The following is a 1270-nucleotide window of genomic DNA, read 5'->3' on the forward strand; positions in this document are numbered from 1 at the left end:
CTCCCCCGGTCCGCGCCCGTCCCGGACCCCCGGCTGGCGGGGACGTGCCTGCCCGGCGCGCCGCCGGCCGCCCCACGTGGCCCACCCGGCGCAAGCGGCTGAGGCAGCCCGCGCCGGCCGCACGGTCCCCGTAGCCCATGCAGCCGGCGCAGCCCGTGCCGCCGTGCGGCGCCGGCCAGCCGCCCTCCGGTGACCGGCCAGACCGCCGCGATCGCCAGGGCGGCGAGCCCGACCACGCCGGAGATCCGGGCGGCCCGCCGCAGGTGCCGCGCCTCGGGGCGGGGCCCGTCGCCGAGGTAGGGACGCACCTCGGAACGGCCGAAGTAGACGTTGCGGCCACCGAGCCGGACACCGAGGGCGCCGGCCATCGCCGCCTCGCACTGCCCGGCGTTCGGGCTGGGATGGTCGTTGCGGTCGCGTCGCCAGATCCGCCAGGCCCGGTTGCGGTCACCGTCGGCGAGCGGGGCCACGGCGATGGTGAGCAGGCCGGTCAACCGGGCGGGCACCAGGTTGAGCACGTCGTCGAGGCGGGCCGCGGGGGTGCCGAACCGGGCGTACCGGGGCGAGCGGTGGCCCACCATGGCGTCGAGGGTGTTGGCGGCGCGGTAGCCGAGCAGGCCGGGCAGCCCGGCGACCGCCCCCCAGAGCAGGGGTGCCACCACGGCGTCGGAGGTGTTCTCGGCGACCGACTCGACGGTGGCCCGGGCCAGCTCCGACTCCCCGAGGGTGGACGGATCCCGCCCGCAGAGGTGACTCAGCCGGCGTCGGGCCGCCGGCAGGTCGCCACCGCGCAGGGCCGCCCCCATCAGGTCGGCCTCGCGGCGCAGCGTACGCCCACCGAGGACGGTCCAGGTGCCGGCCGCCACCAGCAGGGCGCGGGCCAGCGGACGCCGCCGGGTGGCCACCGTGGCGGCGGCGCCGAGCAGGAGCGGCGCGCCCACGGCGAGCGAGGTGAAGACCACCCCGGCGGAGCGGTGGGGCCGGTGGATCCGCCGTTCCAGGGCTCCGGCCGCCCGGCCGAACCCGGCGACCGGGTGCCAGCGGGTTGGGTCGCCGAGGAGCGAGTCCAGCGCGTACCCCGTCACCAGCCCGGCCGCGTTCGCCACGGCGGTCGCCTGACGCACCTGTCACCACCTCCGGCCGGCCAGCCTAGCCGTATGCGGGGTGGCCACGAGGCCGTCGCCACCCCGCCCCCGTCCGTACGTCTGCCCGGCCTGACCCGTATCCACCCCCGCCGCAGGTCACCGGCTTCGGTGCGTCGGCTCAGGCC

Annotated in this window: 1 pseudogene; it reads right to left on the bottom strand. The window is 78.8% G+C overall.

Annotated elements, in window-relative coordinates:
* Positions 1-164 precede the first annotated feature (164 nt).
* Positions 165-1124 (bottom strand): annotated as a pseudogene (locus E1193_RS31420) (cobalamin biosynthesis protein); the annotation flags it as partial.
* Positions 1125-1270 lie beyond the last annotated feature (146 nt).

Origin of the sequence: Micromonospora sp. KC606, assembly GCF_004348675.1 — a bacterium.
Classification (GTDB): domain Bacteria; phylum Actinomycetota; class Actinomycetes; order Mycobacteriales; family Micromonosporaceae; genus Micromonospora.